The organism is Sphingopyxis sp. JAI128 (assembly GCF_014207235.1).
Taxonomy (GTDB): domain Bacteria; phylum Pseudomonadota; class Alphaproteobacteria; order Sphingomonadales; family Sphingomonadaceae; genus Sphingopyxis.
Genome location: NZ_JACHDA010000008.1, coordinates 46,456 through 64,842, shown reverse-complemented (window position 1 = coordinate 64,842; position 18,387 = coordinate 46,456). Strand labels below are relative to the sequence as shown.

General features: G+C 65.1%; 20 protein-coding genes. 10 read left to right on the top strand and 10 right to left on the bottom strand.

All coding sequences use genetic code 11. The features are described 5' to 3' along the window. The first annotated feature begins 47 nt into the window (after positions 1-47). The gene (locus HDC35_RS17325) at positions 48-956 is read left to right on the top strand and encodes an SDR family NAD(P)-dependent oxidoreductase (RefSeq protein WP_221438312.1); all 909 of its coding nucleotides are present in this window, start codon (positions 48-50) and stop codon (positions 954-956) included. 18 nt (positions 957-974) lie between these two features. On the opposite strand, the gene HDC35_RS17320 is transcribed toward HDC35_RS17325, so the two are convergent. The 3 genes from HDC35_RS17320 to HDC35_RS17310 are packed head-to-tail and all read right to left on the bottom strand — an operon-like array spanning position 975 to position 6,693. Further along, positions 975-2,375 (bottom strand): efflux transporter outer membrane subunit, encoded by a 1,401-nt coding sequence (locus HDC35_RS17320; RefSeq protein WP_184648643.1) that lies wholly within the window; start codon positions 2,373-2,375, stop codon positions 975-977. Continuing rightward, entirely contained in the window at positions 2,368-5,532 is a 3,165-nt protein-coding gene (locus tag HDC35_RS17315; RefSeq protein ID WP_184648642.1) for an efflux RND transporter permease subunit, read from the bottom strand. Before HDC35_RS17315 ends, HDC35_RS17320 begins: the two co-directional genes overlap by 8 nt. Before the next feature lie 6 nt (positions 5,533-5,538). After that, positions 5,539-6,693: an efflux RND transporter periplasmic adaptor subunit gene (locus HDC35_RS17310; protein WP_184648641.1), complete on the bottom strand. Its 1,155-nt coding sequence runs from the start codon at positions 6,691-6,693 to the stop codon at positions 5,539-5,541. 110 nt (positions 6,694-6,803) lie between these two features. Here HDC35_RS17310 and HDC35_RS17305 point away from each other — a divergent pair, with 110 nt between their 5' ends. The 7 genes from HDC35_RS17305 (at position 6,804) to rplA (ending at position 12,105) form a co-directional block, all read left to right on the top strand. After that, positions 6,804-7,439 (top strand): TetR/AcrR family transcriptional regulator, encoded by a 636-nt coding sequence (locus tag HDC35_RS17305; RefSeq protein WP_184648640.1) that lies wholly within the window; start codon positions 6,804-6,806, stop codon positions 7,437-7,439. A gap of 86 nt (positions 7,440-7,525) precedes the next feature. Beyond that, positions 7,526-8,902 (top strand): MFS transporter, encoded by a 1,377-nt coding sequence (locus HDC35_RS17300; protein WP_184648639.1) that lies wholly within the window; start codon positions 7,526-7,528, stop codon positions 8,900-8,902. A 159-nt stretch (positions 8,903-9,061) separates the two neighbouring features. Then, positions 9,062-9,259 (top strand): preprotein translocase subunit SecE, encoded by a 198-nt coding sequence (secE, locus tag HDC35_RS17295; RefSeq protein WP_058802934.1) that lies wholly within the window; start codon positions 9,062-9,064, stop codon positions 9,257-9,259. Positions 9,260-9,293: 34 nt separating this feature from the next. Beyond that, positions 9,294-9,830 (top strand): transcription termination/antitermination protein NusG, encoded by a 537-nt coding sequence (gene nusG, locus HDC35_RS17290; protein ID WP_058802935.1) that lies wholly within the window; start codon positions 9,294-9,296, stop codon positions 9,828-9,830. Between the two features lie 48 nt (positions 9,831-9,878). Next, positions 9,879-10,817, top strand: a complete 939-nt coding sequence (locus HDC35_RS17285; protein WP_184648638.1) for an acyl-CoA thioesterase II — start codon at positions 9,879-9,881, stop codon at positions 10,815-10,817. 153 nt (positions 10,818-10,970) lie between these two features. Continuing rightward, positions 10,971-11,402 carry a 50S ribosomal protein L11 gene (gene rplK / locus HDC35_RS17280; RefSeq protein WP_058802936.1) on the top strand — a complete coding sequence of 144 codons (432 nt, stop codon included), beginning with the start codon at positions 10,971-10,973 and terminating at the stop codon, positions 11,400-11,402. Between the two features lie 4 nt (positions 11,403-11,406). Beyond that, on the top strand, positions 11,407-12,105 hold the full coding sequence (rplA, locus tag HDC35_RS17275) for a 50S ribosomal protein L1 (RefSeq protein ID WP_184648637.1): 699 nt from the start codon (positions 11,407-11,409) through the stop codon (positions 12,103-12,105). A 548-nt stretch (positions 12,106-12,653) separates the two neighbouring features. Here rplA and HDC35_RS17270 read toward each other — a convergent pair. From HDC35_RS17270 to HDC35_RS17255, 4 genes are read right to left on the bottom strand one after another with little or no spacing between them, the layout of a single operon-like run. Further along, a complete protein-coding gene (locus HDC35_RS17270; RefSeq protein WP_184648714.1) occupies positions 12,654-13,052 on the bottom strand; it encodes a VOC family protein in 399 nt (132 codons plus the stop codon). Next, positions 13,052-13,699 carry a heme exporter protein CcmB gene (locus HDC35_RS17265; protein WP_184648636.1) on the bottom strand — a complete coding sequence of 216 codons (648 nt, stop codon included), beginning with the start codon at positions 13,697-13,699 and terminating at the stop codon, positions 13,052-13,054. The genes HDC35_RS17270 and HDC35_RS17265 overlap by 1 nt, the downstream gene beginning before the upstream one ends. Next, positions 13,696-14,280, bottom strand: a complete 585-nt coding sequence (gene ccmA, locus HDC35_RS17260) for a heme ABC exporter ATP-binding protein CcmA (RefSeq protein WP_184648635.1) — start codon at positions 14,278-14,280, stop codon at positions 13,696-13,698. Before ccmA ends, HDC35_RS17265 begins: the two co-directional genes overlap by 4 nt. After that, a complete protein-coding gene (locus HDC35_RS17255; RefSeq protein ID WP_184648634.1) occupies positions 14,277-14,696 on the bottom strand; it encodes a metallopeptidase family protein in 420 nt (139 codons plus the stop codon). Before HDC35_RS17255 ends, ccmA begins: the two co-directional genes overlap by 4 nt. Before the next feature lie 51 nt (positions 14,697-14,747). On the opposite strand from HDC35_RS17255, the gene HDC35_RS17250 reads away from it, so the two are divergent. Then, positions 14,748-15,035, top strand: coding sequence for a 4a-hydroxytetrahydrobiopterin dehydratase (locus HDC35_RS17250; RefSeq protein ID WP_184648633.1), 288 nt, complete (start codon positions 14,748-14,750; stop codon positions 15,033-15,035). Between the two features lie 79 nt (positions 15,036-15,114). Beyond that, a complete protein-coding gene (locus HDC35_RS17245; protein ID WP_184648632.1) occupies positions 15,115-16,545 on the top strand; it encodes an amino acid permease in 1,431 nt (476 codons plus the stop codon). A 2-nt stretch (positions 16,546-16,547) separates the two neighbouring features. On the opposite strand, the gene HDC35_RS17240 is transcribed toward HDC35_RS17245, so the two are convergent. From HDC35_RS17240 to HDC35_RS17230, 3 genes are all read right to left on the bottom strand, one after another. Next, positions 16,548-16,868 (bottom strand): DUF2218 domain-containing protein, encoded by a 321-nt coding sequence (locus HDC35_RS17240; RefSeq protein ID WP_184648631.1) that lies wholly within the window; start codon positions 16,866-16,868, stop codon positions 16,548-16,550. After that, positions 16,868-17,440 (bottom strand): PadR family transcriptional regulator, encoded by a 573-nt coding sequence (locus HDC35_RS17235; protein ID WP_184648713.1) that lies wholly within the window; start codon positions 17,438-17,440, stop codon positions 16,868-16,870. Before HDC35_RS17235 ends, HDC35_RS17240 begins: the two co-directional genes overlap by 1 nt. 151 nt (positions 17,441-17,591) lie before the next feature. Continuing rightward, complete coding sequence (locus tag HDC35_RS17230; protein WP_184648630.1) at positions 17,592-18,035, bottom strand: acetyltransferase; 444 nt, start codon at positions 18,033-18,035, stop codon at positions 17,592-17,594. Positions 18,036-18,387 lie beyond the last annotated feature (352 nt).

Genomic DNA, 18,387 nt, shown 5'->3' with positions numbered 1-18,387 from the left:
TCGCTCACTCATAATATTAACTCACTAGAGAGTGAATGGAGGCTGATATGGGAAATGAGACATTGCCGCTGCGGGGTCGGGTCGCCGTCGTCACCGGTGCGGGCGGCGGACTGGGCCGGGCCCACGCCCGCTATCTCGCAAATCGCGGCGCGCGCGTTGTCGTGAACGATCTGGCGTTGTCCGCCGCCGAGCAGGTCGCAGCGGAGATCGTCGGGCAGGGAGGCGAAGCGCTGGCGATCGCTGCCTCCGTCACCGACGAAGCGGCGGTGGGCGCGATGGTCCGCGATACGCAAGGTACATGGGGCCGGATCGACATCCTCGTCAACAACGCCGGCATCCTCCGCGACAAGAGTTTCGCGAAGATGAGCATCGACGATTTCCGGCTCGTCGTCGACGTGCATCTGATGGGTGCTGCCATCTGCTGCAAGGCGGTGTGGGAGGTGATGCGCGCGCAGCAATATGGCCGCATCGTCATGACGACCTCGTCGTCGGGGCTGTGGGGCAATTTCGGGCAGGCCAATTATGGCGCGGCCAAGATGGCGCTCGTCGGGCTGATGCAGACGCTTGCGATCGAGGGTGAGAAATATGGCATCCGCGTCAACAGCCTCGCGCCTACCGCGGCGACGCAGATGACGCATGGCGTGCTGTCGGACGCCAGCCTCGCATTGCTCGACCCGGCGCTGGTCAGCCCCGGCCTGCTCGCGCTCGTCGGCGATGATGCGCCCACGCGCGCGATCCTCTGCGCCGGGGCCGGGCATTTCGCGGCCGCCGAGGTCGCGCTGTGCGAGGGGCGCTATATCGGGTCCGCCGCCGATGCAGGCGAGCAACTCGTCCAGCATTGGAACGAGGTTTCCGACCGCGATGGCGCGATCGTCCCCGCTTATGGATTCACGCAGGCCGAGCGCGAGTTGACGAACGCCGGATCGGGGCTGCCCGCGATGGCGGTGGCGCGCTGAACCGGCCGGGCGCCGCGATCAGCGGCGCTCGACCAGCCCACCGCCGAGCGCGACATAGAGCGTCACCAGATTGTCGACCTGCGCCCGGCGGAGTTCGATCAGCGTCTGTTCCGACGCGAACAGATTGCGTTCGGCGTCGAGCACTTCGAGATAGGTCGAGACCCCCTCGCGATACCGCTTGCGCGCAAGGTCGGCGATGCGCCGCGTCGCTTCGGTCCCGCGCTCCTGCGCGTCGACCTGCTCGGCAAGGTAGCGGCGCCCGGCCAGCGCGTCCGCGACTTCGCGGAACGCGCCCTGCACGGTGCGTTCATAGGTCGCGACGGCGATATTCTCGCGCGCCTCGGCGACGGTCAGATTGCCCTTGTTGCGCCCGAAATCGAAGATTGGCAGCGTGATCGACGGACCGAAGCTCCAGCCGAAGCCGTCGTCGCTGAACAGATTGTCGAGCGACCCCGACGCGAAACCCAGATTACCGGTCAGCGAAATCGACGGGAAAAAGGCGGCGCGCGCCGCGCCGACATTGGCGCGGGCAGCGCGCAGCCGTTCCTCGGCCGCGACGATGTCGGGACGCGCGACGAGCAGGTCCGACGGCAGGCCCGCGGTCAGTGTCGGCGACTTTCCCTGCGCGACGAGCGGCAGCGGCGCGGGCAGGGGGCCCGTCACCGGGCCACCCGTCAGCACGGCGAGGAAATTGTCGGCCTGCGCCTTGCCGAGCTTCAGGCTGGCAAGCTGCGTCTCGGCTTGCGTCAGCAATGTTTCGGACTGGCGATAATCGAGTGCCGAGGTAACCCCGGCGTCGAGCCGGCGCTTGGCGATGCGCAGTCCTTCCTTGCGGCTCGTCACCGTCGCTTCGGCGAGCTCAATCTGCTCCTCGGCGCCGCGCGAAGCGAAATAGGTCGACGCGACGTCGCGGACGAGCGTCAGGCGGAAGGCGCGTTCGGCCGCTTCGGTCGCGAGATACTGGCTGCGCGCCGCTTCGGACAGATTCTTGACCCGCCCCCAGAAATCGAGCTCGAACGAGGTCACGCCGACCCCGAGCGAATAGCGGTTCGTCGTGTCGGGGCCCGGTGCCGTCAGCGACGGCCCGCGCGTCCGCGCCGCGTCGGCGCTTGCGCCCACGGTCGGCAGGCGGTCCGCCGCCTGGATGCGGTATAGGCCGCGCGCTTCCTCGATCTGCGCGACCGCGACGGCGAGGTCGCGATTGCGTGCGATCGCCTGTTCGATCAGCACCTCGAGCTGGGGGTCGGCGAAGAAGTCGCGCCATGCGACCTCGTTCGCCCGCTGTCCCAGCGTCACGTCGCCCGCGAACTCGGCCGGATAGTCGGCGGCGGTCGAGAGCGGCGGACGCTCGTGTTGCGGCGCCATGTTGACGCATCCGGCAAGCGTCGTCGCCGCGAGCAGCGCGATGAGGTTACGCATGGCCGGGTTCCTCATGATGGCCTTTCTCGGCAGGGGCGGGGGGGCGCTTGCGGCTCAGCCATTTGCGCACCGACAGATAGAAGAGCGGAATGAAGAAGATGCCGAGCAACGTCGCGGCGATCATCCCGCCCATCACGCCCGATCCGACCGCGATGCGGCTGGCCGCGCCCGCTCCGCTCGCGATGACGAGCGGCACCATGCCCAGGATGAAGGCGAGGCTGGTCATGATGATCGGGCGCAGGCGCAGCTTGACCGCTTCCATCACCGCGTCGAGCGTCGGCTTGCCCTCGGCTTCCTGCTCGATCGCGAATTCGACGATCAGGATCGCATTCTTCGCCGCCAAGCCGATGATCGTGATCAGCCCGACGTTGAAATAAATGTCCGCCGACAGCCCGCGCAGCATCGAAAAGAGCACGGCGCCAAGCACGCCCAGTGGCACCACCAGCAGCACCGCGACGGGCACCGACCAGCTTTCGTAAAGCGCCGCGAGCAACAGGAAAACGACGACGAGCGACAGGCCGAGCAGCATGCCGATCTGGCCCGCCGACTGCTTTTCTTCGTACGAAATGCCCGTCCATTCAAAGGCGAAACCCGCGGGCAACTGCGACGCGAGCCGCTCCATCTCGGCCATCGCCTCGCCCGTCGATTGGCCCGGTGCGGGCTCGCCCGAAATCGTCATCGCGGGATAGCCGTTATAGCGCTGGAGCTGCGGCGCCTCGGCCGACCATTCGGCCTTGCTGAACGAACCGAAGGGAACCATGTCGCCGTTCGCGCTGCGCACGCGCAGGTCGAGCACGTCCTGCGGCGTCATGCGGCTCGCGGCATCGGCCTGGAGCAGCACGCGCAGCACGCGGCCCTCGCGGGTGAAGTCGTTGGCATAGGCGCTGCCAAAGCTGATCGCGAGCGTCGCATTGACGTCGCCGATCGACAGGCCGAGCGCGCGCGCCTGGATGCGGTCGATATCGACCTTCAGCACAGGCGCATCCTCCTGCCCCTCGGGGCGGACATTGGCGAGCAGCTTGCTCTGCATCGCGCCGCCGAGCATCTGGTTGCGCGCGGCGACCAGCGCGTCGCGCCCGTTGCCACCGCGATCCTGCAGCTTGAAGGTGAAGCCGCTCGACGTGCCGAGTTCGGGAATCGACGGCGGGCTCAGTGAAAAGACGAACGCCTCCTTGATCCCCATGAACGCGCCCATTGCCTTGCCCGCGATCGCATCGGCGCCATCGCCTTCGGCCTTGCGTTCGTCCCAGGGTTTGAGCGGGGTGAACATGATCGCGTTCGCCTGGCCCTGTCCAAAGAAGCTGAAGCCGTTGACCGACACGACATTGGCGACCTGCGGCTGTTCGGCGAAGAAGGCCTTGACCTGCTTCGTCGCCTCGTTGGTGCGCTGCGTCGTCGCGCCTGGCGGTGCCTGGATGACGGTGATCAGATAGCCCTGATCTTCCTGCGGCAGGAAGGATCCCGGCAGGCGGAAAAACAGCAAAGCCGTCACCGCGACCATCGCCCCAAAAACGCCGAGCCAGCGTAGCGGTGCCGCGAGCATCTTGCCGACGCCACCCTGATAACGGTCGGTCGTACGTCCGAACCAGTCGTTGAAGCGGCCGAAGAACCGATCAAAAAACGCGCCGATCCGCCCCTTGCGCTCGCTATTGTCGTGCGGCTTCAAAAGCGTCGCGCAAAGCGCCGGGGTCAGTGTGAGCGCGAGTAGCGCCGAAAAGGCGATCGAGATCGCGAGCGTCATCGAAAATTGGCGATAGATGCCGCCGGTCGATCCGGGGAAGAAGGCCATCGGGATAAACACCGCGATCAGCACCAGCGTGATGCCGATGATCGCCGAGGTAATCTGCCCCATTGCCTTCACTGTCGCCTCATAAGGCGGCAGATGCTCCTCGTTCATGATGCGCTCGACATTTTCGATCACGACGATCGCATCGTCGACGAGGATGCCGATCGCAAGCACCATGCCGAACAAGGTCAGCACGTTGATCGAGAATCCGAACATCCAGAGGCCGAGGCACGCACCCGCGAGCGCGATCGGAACGACCACGGTCGGGATCACCGTCGCGCGCCAGTTCTGGAGGAAGAGGAACATGACGAGGAAGACGAGCAGCATCGCCTCGCCCAGCGTCTTTACGACCTCCTCGATCGACAGGCTGATGAAGGGCGTGGTGTCGTAAGGGATCGACCAGGTGATGTCGGGCGGAAAGCCTTTCGACAGCTCATCCATCCGGGCGCGAATGCCCTCGGCGGTCGACAGCGCATTGGCCCCCGGGGTCAGCTGGACTGCAAGGCCCGCCATCGGCTTGCCGTTGAGTTCGGATGAAAAGAGATAACTCGCCGCGCCCAATTCGACGCGCCCGACGTCGCCCAGCGTCACCGCCGAACCGTCGGGATTGGCGCGCAGGATGATGCTTTCGAACTGCTCGGGCTTGGTGAAGCGGCCCTGCGTCGTGATCACAGCGTTGAGCTGCGCGCCCTTGGCGATAGGTTGGTCGCCGAGCTGGCCGCCTGGCGTCTGGCTATTCTGTTCCTGCACCGCGCCCAAGGCCTCGGCGGCGGAGAGGTTATAGGACGCGAGCTTCTGCGGATCGAGCCAGATGCGCATTGCATATTCGGGGGCAAAGGCCTGAACGTTGCCGACGCCGTTCACGCGGCGGAGCTCGTCGAGCACGCGCGTGTTCGCGAAATTGTTGACCTCCATCGGGTCGGTGTTGCCGCTCTTCGACGTGATCGCGACGATGAGCAGGAAGCCCGAATTGGCCTCGGTCACCGAAATGCCCTGCCGACGCACATCTTCGGGCAGCCGCTGCTCGACGCGGCGCAGGCGGTTCTGCACTTCCATCTGCGCATTGTCGATGTCGGTCCCGGCCTCGAAGGTCAGGGTGATCGACGCGGTGCCGTTCGATTCGCTGGTCGAGGCCATGTAGAGGAAGCCCTCGACCCCGTTCAGTTCCTGCTCGATGACCTGCGTGACATTCTGTTCGAGCGTGCTGGCGTCGGCGCCCGGATAGGTGACGCCGATCGTCAGCGACGGCGGCGCGACCGACGGATATTGTTCGACGGGCAGGCTGCGTAGCGCGATGATCCCGGCGAGTAGAATGCCGATGGCGATGACCCAGGAGAAAATGGGCCGGTCGATGAAGAAGCGGGGGGTCATGTCGGATCAGCGCTTTGCCGGGGGGGTGGAGGCGGTTCCCTTGGGCTGAGCGACGCGCACCGGCTGGCCGGGCTGCACTTTTTGCAATCCATCGACGATCACCCGGTCGCCGGGTTTGAGCCCGTCGAGGATCGCCCATTGGCCGGCGACCATCGTGCCGAGCTTGACCGGGCGCGGGGTCGCGACATTCTTGGCGTCGAGCACCATGACGCTGGCATTGTCGGCCGCCAGCTTGACCGCGCGTTGCGGGATCAGAACACCATCGGCGCGGTTGCCGGCGAAGATGCGCGCGCGCACGAACTGGCCGGGCAAGAGGGCCGAGTTCGGGTTCGGGAATTCGGCGCGCAGCGCCGCGGTGCCCGTCGCTTCGTCGATCGACAGGTCGAGGAAGTCGAGATGGCCGATGACCGGATAGGCGCTGCCGTCCTCGAGGATCAACTGGACCTCGACGCGTTCGAGCTGCGGCGCGCTGACCTTGCCCGACCCCATGTCGCGGCGGGTCGCGAGCAGGTCCGAACTCGACTGGCCGAAATTGACGTAAACGCGGTCGATCTGTTCGATGGTCGTGAGCAGCGTGCCTTGCCCGGCGCTGACCAGTGCGCCTTCGGTGACCTCGGCGCGGCGGGCGCGGCCGGAAATCGGCGCCGTGACCGACGCATAGCCAAGGTTGAGGCGCGCCGATTCCAGATTGGCCTGTGCCTGCTGCACATCGGCCTCGGCGGTGCGCTGCGCGGCGACCGCGGCGTCATATTCCTGCTTCCCGATCGCCTGGTCGGCGAGCAGCGGCTGATAGCGGCCGACGACCTGCCGTGCATTGGCCGCCGTCGCCTGCGCCCGCGCGAGCTGCGCGCGGGCGGCATTGGCGGTGGCGATCAGCTCGCGTGGATCGATCCGGAACAGCGGGGTCCCGGCGCGAACGAAGCTGCCCTCGTCGAACAGGCGGCGTTCGACGATGCCGTTGACGCGGGCGCGGACTTCGGACGTGCGATAGGCCTGCACGCGGCCGGGCAGTTCGATCACGTTCGGGACGGCCTGCGTCCGGATCGTGACGATGTTCACCTCGGGTGGCGGCGGTGCGGGCGGCGCTTCCGAAGAGCAGGAAGCCAGCAACAGGGCCAGCGCGGCGCCGGCGGCGCAGCCGAGAGGACGAAAGCGACTCATAAGGACCCCTGAAAAATCGCAGTTGTGCGGGAGCTGTATTTGCGCAAACGCTTGCGCTGAGTGGCCGTGTAATTTAAATTACAAAAAAGAGCAAGTGAGAGGATCTTCGATTGGGCACGCCGGAATCGGATATATGTCAGATAGATAGGCTGTCGCCGCGCAAGCGGCGGCTAAGCGCGATCCTCGACGCGGCGGAGTCGCTGTTCCTCGAACAGGGCTATGAACGCACCAGCCTGGCGGAAATCGTCAAGCGGTCGGGAGGCTCGCTCGCCACGCTGTACGAACTGTTCGGCAACAAGCAGGGACTGCTCCGCGCGATCGCGACGCGCTGGTGTGACGAAGCGATGCTCCGTTCGTTCGACGACGATGCGACGAAGGGATTGTCGAGCGTCGAAATCCTGAAACGCTATGCGCATCGCCAGAAAGAGCTGATGGAATCGCCGCACGCCGTTGCGTTGATGCGCATGCTGATCTCCGAAAGTTTGCGCGATCATGAATTCGCAATGCAAATCTACCTCGACCTTCATGTGCCCGCGCTCGAGGAATTGATCGACCTGTTCGCCGAATGGGCGGTCACCGGAAAGGCCGCGATCGACCGCCCCGACGCCGCCGCGCGCCTGTTCTTCGATATCGTCGTCGGCGACTCGATGCTGAATACGTTGATGGGGATCGAGGTCGAATGGCTGGACGCCGAACAGATCGACTGGCGGCTCCAGCCGTTCCTTTCGCATTTCCAGATTCGTTAGGTGAGCAAAATCATGCGCCGCTCGTTAAAATGCGCCAGCATCCCAGCACCATCAGCCTGTTGACATGGTTGTAAATAACTGAAAGCTTGCGGCCTCCGTTTCGGGAGTGTCGCATTCTGGCCAGCACCGCCCTGCCATCGGCCGCACCGGTCGCCGATACCGCCGCTCTGCGCCCGCGGACGGTGGCCGCCTATGCCGCGACCGCGGGGCCGACAGTGATCCTCGGCCTGCCGTTCAGCGTCTACCTGCCACCCTATATCGCGGCGGGCGGGGCGATTCCGGTGGCGCTCGTCGGACTGCTCTTTTCGCTGACGACGATATGGGACGGTATCGTCGATCCGCTGATTGGTACGATGGTCGACCGGGTGCGAACGGGCGTCGGCGCACACCGGCGCTGGATGCTGGTCGCGCTGCTTCCCTTGTCGCTGCTGCTGTTCGCGCTGGTGACTGTCGGCGACCAGCTTCCCTTTGCCGCGCTCTTTCTGATGATGGTGCTCTTCTATTCGAGCTACAGCCTTTACGAGGTCGCGCAGCTGTCATGGGGATCGGCGCTCGTGCGCTCCCCAGCGGACAGCGCCCTGCTTTACGGCATGCGCGACTGGTTTGCGAAGATCGCGCTGATCCTGGCCTTCGCCGCGCCGGCGGCGGCGCAATTGCTGTTCCCGGGGGTCGGATTGCAGGGGCGGATCATGGCCTATGCCAGCCTGTTCCTGCTGATGGTGCCCATCGCGCTGTTCGCGATCCGCCGCGTCCCGCCGCGTGATGTCGTCGCCGAACCCGGCATCGGCTGGCGGCATGAAATCCGCGTGTCGCTGTCCTTCCGGCCGCTGATGCTTCTGCTCGGCGTCCAGTTCCTCAACAGCTTCGCCTTTGGGTCGCTCACTTCGCTGTTCATATTCTTTGCCGCCGCGGTGCTCGATCTCGACGGGCAGAGCGCGGTGCTGCTCTTTGCGAGCTTCGTCGGCGGGGCGTTGGCGTCGCCGGTCTGGACGCTGCTGGCGCGCCGGTTCGGAAAACCGCCGATGATGATCGTGATGGGACTCCTGATTTCCGGGCTGCTGGTCGCGACGCTCGCGCAGGAACCGCGCGGACTGGGGCAGGCGGCGGGCTTTTCGCTGGCGCTGGGCACCGGTTTCGTCGGCCTGCTCTTCACCTATTCGATGCTCGCCGACCTGATCCCGCGCGATGCCGAACGGTGCGGGCGCGGTCGTTCGGCCTTTCTGTTCGCGCTGCTCAACCTGATGCAAAAGTTCGGCGTCGCCGCCGCGATCGCCGTCAGCTACGCCGCGCTCGACCTCGTCGGGTTCGATCCGCAAAACGGGAAGGCCGCGGCGCGCGAACTGCACCTGCTCTTCGCCGTCCTGCCGACGTCGAGCTGGATCGTGATGACCGGCCTGCTGCTCTTGATGCAGCGCGAAATGGGTCGGACGGCCGCTCTTGCAATCGCCGCGCCGCGCAAGTAAAGGCCGCTTTCATTCGGACAGATGCGCCGTTTTCCTTCCGCCCTTCGCCGACACGCTCGGGAAGGGTGGGCGGACTATTGCCCGAAACGCGCTTGACGCGTGCGGGACGGCAACCCATCTGGCCCGGATTATAGACGCTATAAGGACAGGACGATCGATATGGCGAAGACCAGCCCCGGGCAGTTCATCAATCAGGTGAAGGACGAAGCCCGCAAGATCGTGTGGCCCACCAGCCGCGAAACGGTGCAGACGACGATCATGGTGCTGATCATGACGACGATCCTTTCGCTGTTTTTCTTTGGCGTCGACACGGTTTTCAACGCGATCGTCAGCTGGCTGACGTCGCTCGCGCGCTAACGCCCGCGGCACTACAAACAGGATACGGACACATATGGCGCGCTGGTACATCATTCACGCCTATTCGGGTTTCGAGAACAAGGTCCGCGATTCGGTGCTTGCCGAAGCCGAACGTATGGGCCTGACCGATTTTGTCGAAGCCGTCGAAGTGCCGGTCGAGACCGTCACCGAGGTAAAGCGCGGCAAGAAGGTCCAGGCCGAACGCAAATTCTTCCCCGGCTATGTTCTTGCCAAGCTGACGATGACCGACGACGTCTATCACCTTGTTAAGAACACGCCGAAGGTCACGGGTTTCCTCGGCTCGATGGGCAAGCCGCAGGCGATCAGCGAAGCCGAAGCCGCGCGCATCCTGAACAGCAAGGAAGAGGCTGCGGCGCGTCCGAAGACCGAAATCCGCGTCGATTACGAAATCGGCGATCAGGTCAAGGTTCTCGACGGTCCCTTCGCCAGCTTCAACGGGCTGGTCGAGGAACTCGATTTCGAAAAGGCGCGCGTCAAGGTGTCGGTGTCGATCTTCGGTCGCGCGACCCCCGTCGAACTCGACTTCGAACAGGTCGAACGCTTCAAATAACGTCGCGGCGCGCCTTTGCGGGCGCGTCCCAGCCATCGGATCGAACCTATGAGCCTCACTCCCGAAGAGATGCAGGCCCGTCTCGACCGCGTACGCGAAATCCAGGCGAGCTTTTCACCCGAAAAGGTCGTGCGTGGGGTGACCCGACTGTTCGAACTCGACCCGGTGCCGGGGCTCGAAGACGAGTTCACTTTCCCGGCGTTCGACAAGCCGACCCGCCAGCGTATCTTCGGTGGACAGGTGATCGCGCAGGCGCTTGCTGCCGCCGCGCGTACCGTCGATGCGAACAAGCCGGCGCACTCGCTCCACGCCTATTTCCTGCGCGGCGGAGACGAAGCGAAGCCGCTCCATTTCCGCGTTCATCGCGACTTCGACGGGCGCAGCTTCGCGAACCGGCGCGTCGTCGTGCGCCAGGACGGCAAGGTGATCTTCAACCTCACTGCCTCCTTCCACGCGCCGGAGCCCGGCGCGGCGCATCAGGCGCCGATGCCCGACGTCCTGCCGCCCGAGGAATGCGCCGAACTCGTCGAAAATCTGGCGGCCGACCCGAATGTCACCGATGCGCAGCTCGAACGGATGGCGCGGCTGCGGCCCTTCGAGACGCGTAATTTTCGCCCGTCGTCGACCGAACGCGGCACGACCCATTATCAATGGTACCGGCTTGCGGCGCCGATCGGCGACGATCCGCTGCTCCACCGCGCCTTCCTCGCCTATGTGTCGGACATGGGGCTCCTGTCCTCGTCGCTGCTGCCGCATGGCTTTACCTGGTCGACGCCGGGGCTGTTTTCGACCAGCCTCGACCATGCGATGTGGTTTCACGGCGACATCCGCGTCGACGACTGGTTCGTCTATGTGATGGACAGCGACTGGACGGGCGGCAGCCGCGGGATCAACCGCGGGCTGATCTATCGCCGCGACGGGACGCTGATCGCCTCGGCGATGCAGGAAGGGCTACTGCGCATCACGCCGCCCGCGCCCGGCGCATAAAGCTTGTTTTTGGCGGCGTTTGCGCTTATGCGCGCCGCTTCGCGTCAGACAAGGGCGTGATGCCGCGCGGGAGGAAGGGGTGATGCCCTTCTGTTCGACCGCTTATTTTGAGCCCCGGATCCGTCCGGGGCGACAGAAAGAAAGGAGGCCATCATGGCCAAGAAGATCAGCGGCTACATCAAGCTGCAGGTGCCTGCCGGCACCGCCAACCCGTCGCCGCCGCTCGGGCCGGCGCTCGGTCAGCGCGGCGTCAACATCATGGAATTCTGCAAGGCGTTCAACGCCGCGACCGACGGCCTGGAAAAGGGCACGCCGACCCCGACCATCATCACCGTGTTCGCCGACAAGAGCTTTTCGTTCGTCACGAAAACGCCGCCGGCGACCTACCTGATCAAGAAGGCCGCGAATCTCAAGTCGGGTTCGAAGGAGCCGGGCAAGATCAGCGGCGGCAAGATCGCACGTTCGAAGCTGACCGAAATCGCCGAGATCAAGATGAAGGATCTCAACGCCAACGACCTCGAACAGGCGACGAAGATCATCGAAGGCAGCGCCCGCTCGATGGGCCTCGAAGTGACGGAGGGCTGACCCCATGGCAAAGCTGACCAAGAAGCAGAAGGCCCTCGAGGGCAAGGTTGATGCGCTGAAGCTGCACACCGTCGACGAAGCGCTGAAGACCGTTCGCGAGCTGGCCTCGGCCAAGTTCGACGAAACGCTCGAAATCGCGATGAACCTCGGCGTCGATCCGCGCCACGCCGACCAGATGGTCCGCGGCGTCGTCACGCTCCCCGCCGGTACCGGCAAGGACGTCAAGGTCGCCGTCTTCGCGCGCGGCGACAATGCCGAAAAGGCGCTGGCCGCCGGCGCCGACAAGGTCGGTGCCGAAGACCTGATGGAAGACATGCTCGCGGGGAACCTCGACTATGGCCGCGTCATCGCGACGCCGGACATGATGGGCATCGTCGGCCGCCTCGGCAAGACGCTGGGCCCGAAGGGCCTGATGCCGAACCCGAAGCTGGGCACCGTGACCCCGAACGTCGCCGAAGCCGTGAAGGCCGCCAAGGGCGGTCAGATCGAATTCCGCGTCGAAAAGGTCGGCATCATCCACGCCGGCCTCGGCAAGCTGTCGTTCGGCGAGGAAAAGCTCCGCCAGAACTTCGACGCCTTCGTCGATGCGATCGTCAAGGCACGGCCGGCCGGCGCGAAGGGCAAATATGTCCGCAAGATCGCGCTGTCGTCGTCGATGGGCCCCGGCATCAAGGTCGACACGGCCGACGTCGCCGGCGCCTGATTTCAGGCACGAAGAATTAGGGAAGGGCCGGGGGAAACTCCGGCCCTTTTTTATGCGCTATGGCTGCTTTGGGGTGGTTAGCTGTCACAGTCAGCTCCGCCCTCGTCACCCCGGACTTGATCCGGGGTCCATGACTTCGACGCCGCGATGGGTCCCGGATCAAGTCCGGGATGACGGGGGGTGGAATATCCTCCCTGTGGCGCAGCCATGGGGAGGTGGCAGCGCGAAGCGCTGACGGAGGGGCCAATGGCACACCGTCGCAGCCCCTCCACCACCGCTTCGCGGCGGTCCCCCTCCCCATGGCCGCGCCACAGGGAGGACTTTATGTCCGCGACCGGTCGCTATCGGACGCCCCAAAAAACTTCTTTCCTAAAATTCGTCGCCATGATCTACGATATTGGATGACAGGGTCGCTTGCCTCGAACCGCGCGTCACGACCCTCCCGCACCCGTCCCACGCTTAAAGCCACAAAGGACACATTTTCGACGCATCCATGCGGGGCTTTTGTGTCTTTAAGGACAAAAGCCGTCCGCCGTTCTCCGTTCCGATCAACGGAATTCAATCAGGTCCCACTTGTTGCCGTAGAGATCCAGAAATACCGCCACCGTGCCATAGTCTGCCTCCAGCGGCTGGCGCTCGATCCGCACGCCCTTGTCGAGCAGGCGTTGATAATCGCGCGCGAAATCGTCGGTCTGCAGGAACAGGAAAACGCGCCCGCCCGATTGATTACCAATGAACGCCGCTTGTTCCTCGTTCGCCGCGCGCGCCAGCAGGATCGTCGCGCCGCCTTGGGGATTGCCCGGCGGGGCGACAAGCACCCAGCGCTTGTCCCGCGCTGGCTGATATTCGTCGGCGACGAGCGTGAAGCCGAGCGTAGCGACATAGAAGTCGATCGCCTCGTCATAGTCGCGCACGACCAGGGCGACATGCGCGAGAGACTGACGCATCATTCGCGCAGCCCCCTGAGCGCTGCCCCAGCCGCGAACGGCCCGATCACCGTCAGCAGCAAGCTGGTCGCTGCCAGCAGCTTGACCGCGCCCCGCCCCGACGGATCGAGCATCCCCGCGCCGAAGATCAGCATGGGCACGGCGAGCGGCAGGATCAGCAGCCCGCCGATCGCGCTGCCGCCCTTGTGGTTCGCGGTCAGCGCGGCGCTCAACACCGCGAGCGAGGCGAGCGCGGGGACGGCGATGGCGATGCCTGTCGCCAGCATCTCGACGCGCCCGCTATCCTGCGCCAGCAGCGCTGCCGCCGGAAAGAGCGCCACTATCAGAGGCAATCCGAAACCAATGGCATGCGCGCCGATCTTCACGGCGGCGATCACCTCGTCAGCGAACCCGCGCACTGCGAGTTGGTCCAGCACGCCGGCATCCTTGTCGGGCTTTACCAGCCGGTCGATCGGCAACAGCGCCGCCAGCAGCGCGGCGACCCAGACCATCCCACCGCCCGCGCGGCGCAGCAGCGGGGCGTCGGGCCCTACTGCAAAAGGAAAGGCGGTCGCGACGAGCAGGAAGAAGAGTATCGGCAGCCACAGCGCCCCGCTGCCCCACGCGCGGCGGAGGTCGCGCCAGAAAAGGGCGATGAGCGCGGTCACGCGAGCGCTCCCATGTCCAGTTCGGCCAGATCGGGCACGTCCAGCGCGAAGTGCGACGCCAGCAGCACCGCGCCGCCGTTCGCGCGGTGCCTCGCAATCGCGGCGACCAGCCGCGCCTGCGCTGCATCGTCCATGCCATTGGCGGGTTCGTCGAGCAGCCAGATCGGCGCGCCGCTCGCGATCACGCGCACCATCGCGGCGCGCTTGCGCTGCCCGGTCGACAACATCGAGATCGGCACTTCGGCCAGATTGTTCAGCGCCATTTCGTCCATCGCGCGGTCGACGCTATACCCATCGACGGTGTCGACCCGCGCCCAGAAATCGAGCGCGCGGCGCAGCGGCAGCTCGGCGTCGAGCGCCGCCGTCTCGTCGATCAGCGCGACGCGCTCGCGGCGTTCGACAAGGCCCGCGGCGGGGCGCAGCAATCCGGCGGCGAGGCGGATCAGGCTCGACTTGCCCGCCCCGTTCGGCCCGCGCAGCCACAGCGCGCCGCCGCGGTTCAGCGCGAGCGACAGCCCCTCGAACAGCAGGCGGTCGCCGCGGATACACGCCAGCTGGTCAATCCGCAAAAGCTCGGTCACGCCATATCCTCGAGCGCGTGCATGTCATCGTCCGAAAAGCCGAAATGATGGCCGATCTCGTGGATCAGTACATGGCGTACCAGCCACTCGAGCTTTTCGCCCGTCTCGATCCACTCGACGAGGATGGGGATGCGATAGAGCGTCACCCGGTCGGGCATGCCGCCGCTTTCGCCGATGCTGCGCTCGGTCAGCGGGCGGCCTTCGTACAGGCCGGTCAGGTCATAGGGATGCTCGATGTCGAGCGAGGCGAGCACTTCGTCGTCGGCAAATTCCTCGACCGAAATCACGACGCCCTCGATATGCGACTTGAACACGTCGGGCATGGTTTCCAGCGCCGCTTCGGCCATCGCGAACAGCGCGTCGGCGTCGGGGGCGGTGCCGGTCCATCCGGCTGGCAGGCTAGGCTTGTCGCGCATCGCTGGCATCCTTATGGCGAGCGCACGGCCTTGACCAGCGGGAGAAAGAAAATGGTCCAGAAACTCGACGACGCACAGCGCGCCGCGCTGCTTGCCCGCTTTCCCGAATGGGCCCACGAACCGTCGCGCGACGCGATCATCCGCCGGTTCTCCTTCGCCGATTTCGCACAGGCCTTCGGCTTCATGGCGAGCGTCGCGATTATCGCCGAAAAGATGGACCACCATCCCGAATGGTCGAACGTCTATAACCGCGTCGACATATTGCTGACGACGCACGACGCCGATGGCTTGTCGGACCGCGATGCAAAGCTGGCCGAGGCGATCGAGGCCTTGCTGTAGCGTCGAGAACGCTTGTTCTTATCTTGCGCTGACGCCTCATGTCATTACAAGCGATGCGACATTCAGGGGGAGCCGCGACATGACCGACAGCCTCCTACGCCGCAAGGATATCGTTCCGAAGCAGGCGGAGGGCCAGGGACTTGCCCGCACGCTCAGCTGGCCGCACCTCGTCGCGCTCGGCGTCGGGGCGATCGTCGGCACCGGCATATTGACTCTGATCGGCGTCGGCGCCGCGAAGGCGGGGCCGGCAGTGATCCTCTCCTTTGCCATCGCGGGGCTGATCTGCATCTGCGCCGCGCTCGCCTATGCCGAAATGGCGACGATGATTCCCGCGTCGGGCAGCGCCTATACCTATAGCTATGTCGTCATCGGCGAACTGGTCGCATGGGTGATCGGGTGGAGCCTGATCCTTGAATATTCGCTGGTGGTCAGCACCGTCGCCGTCGGCTGGTCGGGCTATGCCTCGCCCCTGTTAAAAAGCTGGATGTCCTTTCCCGACTGGCTGACCCATGCGCCCGTTCTGGCCGGGCATTTGAGCGACGGAACGCTTGCGGTCGCACGGGCCGGAATCAACCTGCCCGCCGTCTTTATCATTTTTGTCGTCGCGGGGCTCCTGATCGCAGGCACACGCGAAAGCGCGACACTCAACGCGACGCTGGTGCTGGTCAAGATCGCCGCGCTGATCGTATTCGTCGTGGTCGCGCTGCCGCATTTCGATGCCGCCAATCTCGATCCCTTCATGCCGAACGGCTTTCCGAAAAGCGGCCTTCCCGGTCAGGAGGTCGGGGTCATGGCCGCGGCGGCGATCATCTTCTTCGCTTTTTACGGCTTCGACGCCATCGCGACCGCCGCCGAGGAGACGAAAAATCCCGGCCGCGACCTGTCGATCGGCATCGTCGGGTCGATGCTGATCTGCGTGCTGATTTATGTCGCGGTGGGCGTCACCGCGGTGGGGGCGCTGAATTACACCCGCCTTGCCGGAAGCGACGAGCCGCTGGCCTTCATCCTGCGCGAGATCGGCCAGCCGGGGGCGGCGCGCTATCTGGGCCTGTCGGCGGTTATCGCGCTGCCGACCGTCATCCTCGCCTTCTTCTACGGGCAAAGCCGCATCTTCTTCACCATGGCGCGCGACGGCATGTTGCCCGCCCGCCTCGCGAAACTGTCGCAGCGCGGGGCGCCCACGCGGATCACCTTGTTCACGGCGATCGTCGTCTCGGTCCTCGCGGCCTGCATCCCGCTCGACGAACTGGCGGCGCTCGCCAATGCGGGAACATTGGCGGCTTTTACCGCTGTCACCGTCTGCATGTTGATCATGCGGCAGCGCGCGCCGGATGCGCCGCGCACCTTTCGCGCGCCGCTGCCCTGGCTGATCGGGGTCGTCGCGATCGGCGGCTGCCTTTATCTTTTCTACAGCCTGCCCGCGAAGACGCAGCTGTGGTTCGGCATCTGGAATCTCGCCGGGTTGGCCGTCTATTTCCTCTATGCCCGGCGAAACGCCATCGTCGCCTGATCTTAGGCCGCGCGCCAATCAAAGATCAGCGGCGCCTCGCGAAAGGCGAAGCGGTCGAGGTGGCGCGCAACGACGCCCTTCATTGCCTCGACATGGTCCTCGCTGCTGGCGTCGATGCGGACCAACAGCGTGTCGGATCCGGCATCGAAGGTCATGAGCGCATCCCCCGCCCAGGTCGCGCCGCGCGCATCGCGGGGGAAGGTCACGGTGCCACGGTCGGGCGTGAATTCGACCGCAAGATTATGCTGCCAATGCTTGCACAGCTGCTGCAGATATTTGCTCGCGTGCGCCGTGGGTACGCTGGCAATAGCCGCCGCGCTCATCAGAGGCGCTCGATCTTTTGTGCGGCCTCGTCGATCAGCGCGACGATGCCGTGCAGCGTTGCTTCGTCGAGATCGCGGTCGCCGAGCCGGTTCATGAGGACGGCCTTCAAATTGCCCATCGCACGGCGGACCGATGCGCTGTCGGTGCGCTGTCGTTCCTCGCCGACGTCGGTGAGCCGGGCGATGAGGCGTTCGACGCTGTCCTTGTTCGCGTCGAGCTCGGCCTCGCCGGCTTCGGTGATCGCGAACAGCTTCTTCGCGCCCTCGCTGTCGGTCGCCTCGATCAGCCCCATGTCGTCCAAAAGGGTGAGGGTCGGGTAAATCACGCCGGGGCTGGGCGCATAGGCGCCGCCGGTCAGTTCCTCGATCCGGCGGATCAGGTCATAGCCATGGCGCGGTTCGTCGGCGATCAGCTTCAGCAGCACGAGCCGCAGTTCGCCGCCATCGAACATCCGGCGCCGCTCGCCACGTTCGCCGCGGCCACCGCCACGCCGGCCGCTGCCGAAACCGCCACCAAAGCCGTGGCCGAACCCGCGCCCCCCCCCCGGTGCATAGCATGGCGCCCGCCGCAGCCGCTGCGATCCATTTTTGCATAGAATATCATTTTCATTCCTTAGACTATTCGAGATGCATCTAAGACATATCTGGAATCCAAAGTTGCAAGGGGCGCCGGTTGCGCTGCGCGGCACTTTCGATAACTTCCGCGCGCGTCGGCGCCGCGGGTCAGATTTGCGAACCGAAGCGCAAGTGGATCAAGGGATAGGGGCGGCCCTGACCGTCGCGGGCCGATCGACCGGTCGCTTCGAACCCAAGCCGTTCGTAAAAGCCGACCGCCTGGACATTCTGTTCATTGACCTCGGTCGTGAGGACGGGGTGGCGTTCCAACGCATGTTCGACGAGCGCGCGCCCGATCCCGGCGCCGCGATAAGCGGGATCGATGAAAAGCGCGTCCATGCTCGCCCCGTCGAGCAACATGAACCCGACCGGACGGTCCCCGGCATCGACTGCAAGCCAGAGCGGGGCGGCAGGCAAAAAGGCCTGGACCTCGGCTTCGATCGCCGCACGGTCGGCTGCAGTCAGGAAATCATGCGTCGCATCGACGGCCTCGCGCCAGATCTGGACGACGCGTTCGCCGTCGGTGGGCGTGGATTGTCGGATGCTTGTCATGGCGGTGCGCCTTAACCGTCGTCGCGGGGCCAGCCAAGCGGGATATGCGGCGCTTCAGCGGGAATCGGCCTTGACTCTGCGACCGTCGCTGCTATTGGCCCGCCCGTGTTGTCACGGGTTCGCGCTTTGCGGATTTGGGGCAATTCCGTCCGAGACAGTTGGTGAAGGGAATATGCCCTTCTTAATTTCCAGCCGAGACGGGGAACAGTCTTTTATCGGTCGCCCGCCTGCTTGTGCAGGCGCCAGCGGCTTGACCGACCCCATCGGACATCGTTGCGTGAAGGACAGGTGAGCCTTGGCTCGCATGGCTTTTGCGTGTGTTAGCAGCCCGGCCGCATGCGTTCGCGCATGT

Coding starts and splice junctions, on each gene's coding strand:
- rplK (WP_058802936.1), top strand. CDS start 10,971: ATGGCCAAGAAGATCAGCGGCTACATCAAGCTGCAGGTGCCTGCCGGC.
- HDC35_RS17240 (WP_184648631.1), bottom strand. CDS start 16,868: ATGAGCGCGGCGGCTATTGCCAGCGTACCCACGGCGCACGCGAGCAAA.
- HDC35_RS17245 (WP_184648632.1), top strand. CDS start 15,115: ATGACCGACAGCCTCCTACGCCGCAAGGATATCGTTCCGAAGCAGGCG.
- HDC35_RS17315 (WP_184648642.1), bottom strand. CDS start 5,532: ATGACCCCCCGCTTCTTCATCGACCGGCCCATTTTCTCCTGGGTCATC.
- HDC35_RS17310 (WP_184648641.1), bottom strand. CDS start 6,693: ATGAGTCGCTTTCGTCCTCTCGGCTGCGCCGCCGGCGCCGCGCTGGCC.
- nusG (WP_058802935.1), top strand. CDS start 9,294: ATGGCGCGCTGGTACATCATTCACGCCTATTCGGGTTTCGAGAACAAG.
- rplA (WP_184648637.1), top strand. CDS start 11,407: ATGGCAAAGCTGACCAAGAAGCAGAAGGCCCTCGAGGGCAAGGTTGAT.
- HDC35_RS17230 (WP_184648630.1), bottom strand. CDS start 18,035: ATGACAAGCATCCGACAATCCACGCCCACCGACGGCGAACGCGTCGTC.
- secE (WP_058802934.1), top strand. CDS start 9,062: ATGGCGAAGACCAGCCCCGGGCAGTTCATCAATCAGGTGAAGGACGAA.
- HDC35_RS17320 (WP_184648643.1), bottom strand. CDS start 2,375: ATGCGTAACCTCATCGCGCTGCTCGCGGCGACGACGCTTGCCGGATGC.
- HDC35_RS17325 (WP_221438312.1), top strand. CDS start 48: ATGGGAAATGAGACATTGCCGCTGCGGGGTCGGGTCGCCGTCGTCACC.
- HDC35_RS17285 (WP_184648638.1), top strand. CDS start 9,879: ATGAGCCTCACTCCCGAAGAGATGCAGGCCCGTCTCGACCGCGTACGC.
- HDC35_RS17250 (WP_184648633.1), top strand. CDS start 14,748: ATGGTCCAGAAACTCGACGACGCACAGCGCGCCGCGCTGCTTGCCCGC.
- HDC35_RS17255 (WP_184648634.1), bottom strand. CDS start 14,696: ATGCGCGACAAGCCTAGCCTGCCAGCCGGATGGACCGGCACCGCCCCC.
- HDC35_RS17270 (WP_184648714.1), bottom strand. CDS start 13,052: ATGCGTCAGTCTCTCGCGCATGTCGCCCTGGTCGTGCGCGACTATGAC.